Below are 6999 nucleotides of genomic sequence, written 5' to 3'. Positions count from 1 at the left end.
CCAGCCTTCCGGTCGCGATTTCGCAGGGGTTTGTGGATGGTTTCCCGGTCGGTCTGACTGATATGACCGATTACGCGCCGGCCGTCTACGATATCGACAATAACGGTTACGAAGAGGTCGTGATTACCACCCGCTCCGGTGTCAGGGCATACAACCATCTCGGCAAATTCGTTCCCGGGGGATGGCGTTTTAACGACGGCGGGAATTTCCAGGGACCACCGGCAGTCTACGACATCGACCAGGACGGTTTTGGCGAGGTGGCTTTTGTTTCTGAAAACGGGCTTCACCTGTATTCCTATGACGGTTATGAGAAGCCCGGTTTCCCCAAGGATGTACCCGTAAACAATGCCCAGAACGGGTTTCCCACGGTCTTTTTCAATGATCTCGATGGTGACGGCTATTTTGAAATCGTGCACGTTACCCTCGAGGGGGAAATCTATGCCTACCGCCACGACGGTACCTCGTATTTCGCCAGCCGTGACGGTTTTTTCGGCGAGGTCAACGGGTTTGTGCGCGAGTATTTGCCGTTCGTATTTTGCGAAGATTTCAATAACGATGGCGAACGGGAGATAATCGTGGTGATGTCGAATTCGATAACGGTTCTGAATACCCGTAACGCGATCGAACCGGACTTCCTCGAGAAAGCGCAGATTTCTGATATGACCGGTATTTCGGGTGCCTGCATGGCGGATTTCGACGGAGACTCTACTCTGGAGCTGGGAGTGATCGGCAGGAGGCTGGATGATTTCGCAATCTTTGCCGTGATCATGGAAGTCGATGGTACAATCTTTCCGGGCTTTCCCAAGAAACTGGATCGGTTCAATTACCTGATAAATTACCCCGCCCCGGCCGATCTGGATTTCGATGGAAAAGCGGAGATGGTCTTCACTATTTCGTCATTCGATTTTGCCGAGGTCTGGGCGGTGCGTTCCGACGGCACTGTCTGGGGCCGTCCCAATGTCGCCGGCGAAAGCTGGCTGGCAAGTTTCCGGGGCAGTGCGGGAGCACCGATCATTTCCGACATCGACGGAGACAGTTTATATGACATCATTGTGCGGGGAGGAAATTTCTTCCCTGGACAGAACGCGGAAAAAGTCTACGCTTTCGATCTCAGCGGTCAGGTTCTGGAAGGCTGGCCGAAGTATTCTTTTGCGCATCCCGGCAGTGTCCTGTACAGACTGCATATACCGGTGATATGCAATTTCGGCCATGACCGTCTGAGCGCGGACCTGCTGATGACTTCCGATGATACCGCGGTGTATGCCTGGGAACTCGAAACCGGATACCAGTCGATTATGACCGCCTGGGGGCAGTTCGCCGCAGACAGTCGCAATTCCGGGATCCTTTACCCAACTCCACCGGAGCAGGTGATTGTTGATGCTGATGATGACCGGCAGACTGCACCGCCTCATCCGGAAAATTTCGCCCTCCGACAGAATTATCCCAACCCGTTCAACGCCGAAACTGTGGTCAATTTCCGTTTGATGAGAAGCGGAGATATTAAACTGGAAGTTTATAATATACTCGGAAGAAAAGTGAAGACGCTGGCGCGGGGCAGGTTTGAAGCCGGACGCCATGCGGTCGTCTGGGACGGTCGTGACCAGTCCGGAAAACCGGTTGCCAGCGGAGTTTATTTCTACAGGCTGGAAAGCTCGCAGGGGAATCTCTCGCGCAAGATGATACTGCTGAAATGATTAATTGAACATGGTAAAACAGAGGTACGACATCTGGATTCTGCTTCTTTTGATCCTCGTTGTATCAGCACCGATAAAGAGCGCTGATGCGGAGGATTCCCTTTACGTGCGCCTGGCCGACAGCAGGTTCTGGCGCAATGTTTCCGATCTGAACTATTCCGACGGTCATCTCTTCGCTCTCTTCAATTCCGGTTTGACTGTCTATAAACCGCTCAATCGATTCTGGCAGATGGACAGCCTGGCCACTGTTCCCTTGAGCCAGGATTATCAGTATTGCCGCAGACTTGTGAGTGAACTTCTATGTTATTCTGAAGCTGGGCAGTTGGCTTTTGTGCGCGTACAACCTGAGGATTATCCGCAGGTGATCGCTGAAACCAGCCTGCCGACCGAGTTTGAGGATTTGGAATACGAGCGTCTCAGGCTGTACCTGGCCTGTGGTTTCGATGGGCTCAAGATTTTTGACCTGACCGACAGGCATAACCCCGCATTGATTGCCCAGCTTAAGCAGGCTTCCAACGCGGTCGCAGTCGAAAAACATGGCCCGCTTCTGTACCTGGTGGACAGCTATAACGGAATTCATCTCTACGACATCGCTTCCAATCCTGACCACCCGCCTTACCTGGGAAAGGTCTTGTTCTACCATCCGGTTGTAGACTTCACCGCGCTCGGAGAGGATGGCTACTGCGCCTATTCTGACAGCGGTACGCTTCGGCTGGATCTGACCGATCCGCTGAATCCGGCCGTGATCGCGAAATACCCTACTGAATCATTTGTCAGCAGTGTAAAAAAGCAGGGCGAGTATGTATTCTCGCGCGATGTTTACGGCACGTTTCAGATCTTCCATCCGGACTCATCGTCTGTGGTAGCGAATATCGAAAATCCCGGATTCTTTGGTATGCCTGTTCTGGTTGAAAATCGGGACGGGAAATTTCTGGCGGCGGTCGATTCATTCAAGGCCGCGCGTATCTACGAGGTGGAAAATGGATGGGGGTTGAAACCGCTGGCTGAGATAAGTTCAGCAGGGAGTATCGAGGATGTCGTTCTGCATGGTGGTTTTGCCTATGTCGCTTCCGGCGCCGGACCGCTTTTAATCGTAAAACCTGATGCGGATGGAAATTTGAACATGATCGAGCGTCATCCCGCACGTGCCGATGACCTCGAAATTGCCGGTGACTACCTGTTCATCGCGGATAACTACAATCGCAGGATCTGGATCACCATGATGCTCGAGGATGGTAGCCTGCATGAAATCCTCTCGATTCCGATCACAATCGATATTCATTCCATGAGCGCAGTCGTAGCCGGTGACCAGAGAGCGCTTCTGGCATTTCGTAGCCGTGGAAATATCCACCTGCACGAAATCGAGCTGTCTTTGGGATCATACCATGAAAGGGCGAGCCTCTACAAGTTGAGCGCTCTTTCGGATGTTCACATCGATCGGGATTATCTCTATTATGCCACCCGGGGCGGAAACGGAAAAGCTTATGATATCAGCGATCCTGAAGCGATCGACTTCATCGATAATATTAACTGGGGAATCGGTATCAATGAACTGCTGTTCGATGGTACATATATCTATGGCGTCGGCAATGAGGGGCTGCGCAGGTATGTTCTTGCCGATGGTGTACCGGTCTTTGACGGTGTTGAAAACGCCCTGGCCGATACGTTGTACGATGTCGAATTGTACGAGGATTTTCTTGTCTGCGGAGCGAAAAATTCTGGTCTGGTGATCTTCGAAAAGGATGCCGACAGTTTGATTCAAGTTAGTTCATATCAGACCTCCGGGGGGCTTGTCAATCTGGCGCTGGCTGACAGTTTGCTTCTGGCGGCCGATGATTTCAGCCTGCTGAGCTATCAGTTAAGCCTGAGCGAGTTTGAAAAGCAGGCTCCGGATGAGGTTATCCCGGAAAAATTCAGGCTGGCCCAGAATTATCCCAATCCTTTCAATGCCGAGACCGTAATCGAGCTTGATATCCCGGAAGCGGTGAGCGGGCAGACGCTCGAAGTAGAGATTTTTAATGCCCTGGGACAGAAAGTGCGCCAGCTCAGCCGGCAGGTCGTTTCCGCCGGAAGCCTTGATCTGCGCTGGGACGGCAAGGCCGATGGCGGTGGCAGGCTCGCCAGCGGGATCTATTTTTTACGGGTCAAAGTCGGGGGGATCGATGAAGTCGTCAAGATGCTTCTTCTCAAATAGCCGGCTTCGAGAACATTTCTTTTTGAACTCGGTATAATCAAGTATATGTTCTATCAATTGACATAAGACAAAAACTTTAATATGATAATAAAAACAGGGAGGAACCGTGAAAAAGCTGATATTGATTTTTACCACGATATTTTTACTTACGGGCCTGCAGGCAGGCCTGGCCGAAGATGCCGGTGAAGTTAAAGGGGATACGCTCTATCTGGACAACAACTATGAATTCAGCCTCAAGGTAAGTGACGGCTGGAAGATCAAGAAGGTGGGCGACGATGACGATATCCGCCGTTTGATCGTCCTCAAGCGGAGCCCGGTGGTGCCGATGCATTTCGGCAATGACCGCAGTTATTTTACCCCGCCGATGCTGACGCTTCTGGCTGACACTACCGAGCTGGAGCCGGACAGCCTGTTGCACCTGATCGAGGTCATCGAAGATGAAGACATTGATATCGTCGAGGAAGCTCTTAAACGCTTCACGATGCCTTCCCGGGCCAACTTCACTCCCGAATTTGACCGTACCCGCAGGGCCAGGGTGGGGGATTTCGAAGGTGTCAAAGTCGAGGTGCAAAAACAGTACACTATTAATATTGACGACCAGTTCGACGGGGTGCCGCGCAGGGTCTCCGAATATATCTACGGTGTCTTGTACGTTCTCAAAAAAGATGACCTGACCGTGATTGCTGAGTGTGTCGGCGAAAAGGAACGTTTCCGCTTCAATGAAAAAGATTTTGAGGCTATGGTGGAAAGTATCGACGATCTCCATCAGGATGAAGAAGAATCCGAAGAGAATACAGCAGATAAGCCGGCGAAAAAGCAGAATCAGGGTGATGTTCGAAAAGCGGATGACAAGTCCTCTGAAGGCTAACTTTTTATTTGACAGCGTTCTGCTAAGTCTGTAAACTGAGGGAAAAACAAAGAGGTAAAACTATGTGGCTATTGAGGCTGTTGCTGTTTATAATTGCCGTTGCGGTGGTGATCGGGTTTGTGCTGTACAATTCCACCGAGCGGGTTGACCTGTTTTTCCCATGGGGCAATTATTACGCGGTGCCTCTGGCTTTTGTATGTTTCGCGGCCTTTGTGATCGGGATGCTGGTAACTTTTATCTATTCGGTATTCTATTTCATCAAAGTCGGCGGAGATATTCGCGAACGCAATCGTCAGATCAAAAAGCTGGAGATGGAACTCTCGGCCCTGCGCAATCGTTCACTTGAAGATATAAATGACACTGAACTGGGTGAGGAAGAGCCCGGTCAACAGGAGCAGAAATAGATGGACGTGGTAATCGTAGTCCTGGTTCTGGTGATCGTCGTCTTGTCGGCGGCCATATTTTATCTTTATCGTCGAAATCCCAGGGTCAAGCTCTCACCGCAGGAGACATACATGGAAGCGCTCAAGGCGCTTCTCAACAACGACCGTTCGACGGCGTTTTTGCGTCTCAAAGAAGCTGTCCTGGCAGACACCAACAATGTCGATGCTTACCTGCGGTTGGCGGGACTTCTGCGCCAGCGTGGAAACGTCAAGAAGTCTTTGCAAATTGATTCCGACCTGAACATGCGTCAGAACCTGACCCATTATGAGCGTGGCGAGGTCCTCCAGGCCCTGGCCGAGGACTATATGGCATTGGCGCAATTCGACGCCGCCGAGAAGATATTGAATCAACTCAAAGATTTTCCGGATCGCAAACATATCGCCCTCAAGAAACTGGTCAGCCTGTACTCGCGCAAGAAAGACTGGCGCAAAGCGTTTCAGCATCAGTCCGAACTATTGAAGCTTCAATATATTGATGACAAATCGTCGCTGGCCGACCTGCGCTACAAGCATGGTATGGAGCTTCTGGAGCAGGGACAGTACCATGACGCGCGGATGGAGTTTAAGGATGCCCTCAAATACAATCCCAACCTGGTCGAGGCGGTGGTCGCGATCGGTGATTCTTATGAGAAAGAGGACAAGTTGGTGGACGCGGTCAAAGCCTGGAAGCAGATGATCGACGTCGATCCCTCGCGCGCCGATATAGTCTTCGGACGAATCCAGAAAGTCCTGTTCGACCTGGGACAGTTCTCCGAGATGGAAGATCTCTACAACCAGGTGCTCGAAAGAGATGTCAAGAACCTGCACGCGATATTGGGGCTGGCAAGCCTGGCCGAGAAACGCGGTGAATCCGGACTGGCAGAAGAATACTACAACCAGGCTCTGGATATCAAATCGGATTACCTGCCGGCGCTCCTGGGACTGATACGTCTTTACCAGAATCAGCAGCGTACCGAGGATGCCGCGCGGGTGATCAACCGTACCGCTGAAGCATTCTTGCATCATTGAACCAGTAACCAGTATTAATCAACTATGCCAAGAACTATACTTACATTAGTTCTGATCTTTATTGTTGTTGCCGAGGTTTGTGTAATTGCCGAATCAACCGGCGACTATTCCGAGGTGACCAAGGCGATCGAAAACGCTGAGTTGACGCTTGCACGCCAGAAAGTGGCTGATCTTCTGTCTCGCGATTTCGCTGACTGGGAGCTGGCTTATTTAAACGGTCTGCTGATGGCGGATGGTGAGATGTCGGTCAGCGAGATGGAAAAAGCGCTCCTGTTGTGCAGGGACGACTGCGAAAAACTGCTCAATTCATTGGCGACTGCTTATTACACTTTCGGACGCTACCGCAAACTGGTCGATTTCTACCATGAGCATAAAGGCAGGGCCGATGATCACGACGAGGCTTTCCAGTTCTACTGGTATTCCTCGCTGGCATATCTCAAACTGGGCGATCGTGGTAAAGCCGAAGATATCGCCGGTCAGGTCGAAAGTTTCCGACAATATCAGAGCTGGGACGAGCTTCTCAGAGCCAACTACGACTGTATGGAAAAAGATTTCGATGATTGTGTCAAGAGATACAATGAGGTGATCTCGGCCGGGGGCACACCCGCTCTTCTGGCGCTCTACAACCGCACTTACCTGCAGGCCAGAAACGGACAGACAGACCAGGGTTTTTCCGGCTATACGATGCTGTCGGAGCATGATTCGGAGTTTCTCGGTTCACGCGAGATCCTCGAACTCCTGGAGATTTATCAGGATGTTGACGTCGACGGTGCGGCTGAGCATCTGACAGGT

At 51.3% G+C, this 6999-nt stretch carries 6 protein-coding genes; all 6 read left to right on the top strand.

Annotated features, from left to right (window positions below; translation table 11 throughout):
* The coding region (locus GF404_07125) for a T9SS type A sorting domain-containing protein (GenBank protein MBD3381952.1) at nucleotides 1-1694 on the top strand (1694 nt) is incomplete at its 5' end.
* A 10-nt stretch (nucleotides 1695-1704) separates the two neighbouring features.
* Nucleotides 1705-3888, top strand: a complete 2184-nt coding sequence (locus tag GF404_07120) for a T9SS type A sorting domain-containing protein (protein ID MBD3381951.1) — start codon at nucleotides 1705-1707, stop codon at nucleotides 3886-3888.
* Between the two features lie 106 nt (nucleotides 3889-3994).
* Nucleotides 3995-4756 carry a hypothetical protein gene (locus tag GF404_07115; GenBank protein MBD3381950.1) on the top strand — a complete coding sequence of 254 codons (762 nt, stop codon included), beginning with the start codon at nucleotides 3995-3997 and terminating at the stop codon, nucleotides 4754-4756.
* A gap of 62 nt (nucleotides 4757-4818) precedes the next feature.
* Nucleotides 4819-5160: a DUF1049 domain-containing protein gene (locus GF404_07110; GenBank protein ID MBD3381949.1), complete on the top strand. Its 342-nt coding sequence runs from the start codon at nucleotides 4819-4821 to the stop codon at nucleotides 5158-5160.
* Nucleotides 5161-6207, top strand: a complete 1047-nt coding sequence (locus GF404_07105) for a tetratricopeptide repeat protein (GenBank protein ID MBD3381948.1) — start codon at nucleotides 5161-5163, stop codon at nucleotides 6205-6207. It abuts the gene before it with no gap.
* Nucleotides 6208-6231: 24 nt separating this feature from the next.
* Nucleotides 6232-6999 (top strand): hypothetical protein (locus GF404_07100; GenBank protein MBD3381947.1); only part of this gene is annotated, 768 nt, incomplete at its 3' end.

It is taken from the genome of Candidatus Zixiibacteriota bacterium, from assembly GCA_014728145.1.
Classification (GTDB): Bacteria; Zixibacteria; MSB-5A5; order JAABVY01; family JAABVY01; genus WJMC01.
This window is presented reverse-complemented; position numbering and strand designations above follow the sequence as displayed.

Bases quoted from the DNA above. Each gene is read 5' to 3' on its own strand.
- GF404_07120 (MBD3381951.1), top strand. From the start codon at position 1,705: ATGGTAAAACAGAGGTACGACATCTGGATTCTGCTTCTTTTGATCCTC.
- GF404_07110 (MBD3381949.1), top strand. From the start codon at position 4,819: ATGTGGCTATTGAGGCTGTTGCTGTTTATAATTGCCGTTGCGGTGGTG.
- GF404_07105 (MBD3381948.1), top strand. From the start codon at position 5,161: ATGGACGTGGTAATCGTAGTCCTGGTTCTGGTGATCGTCGTCTTGTCG.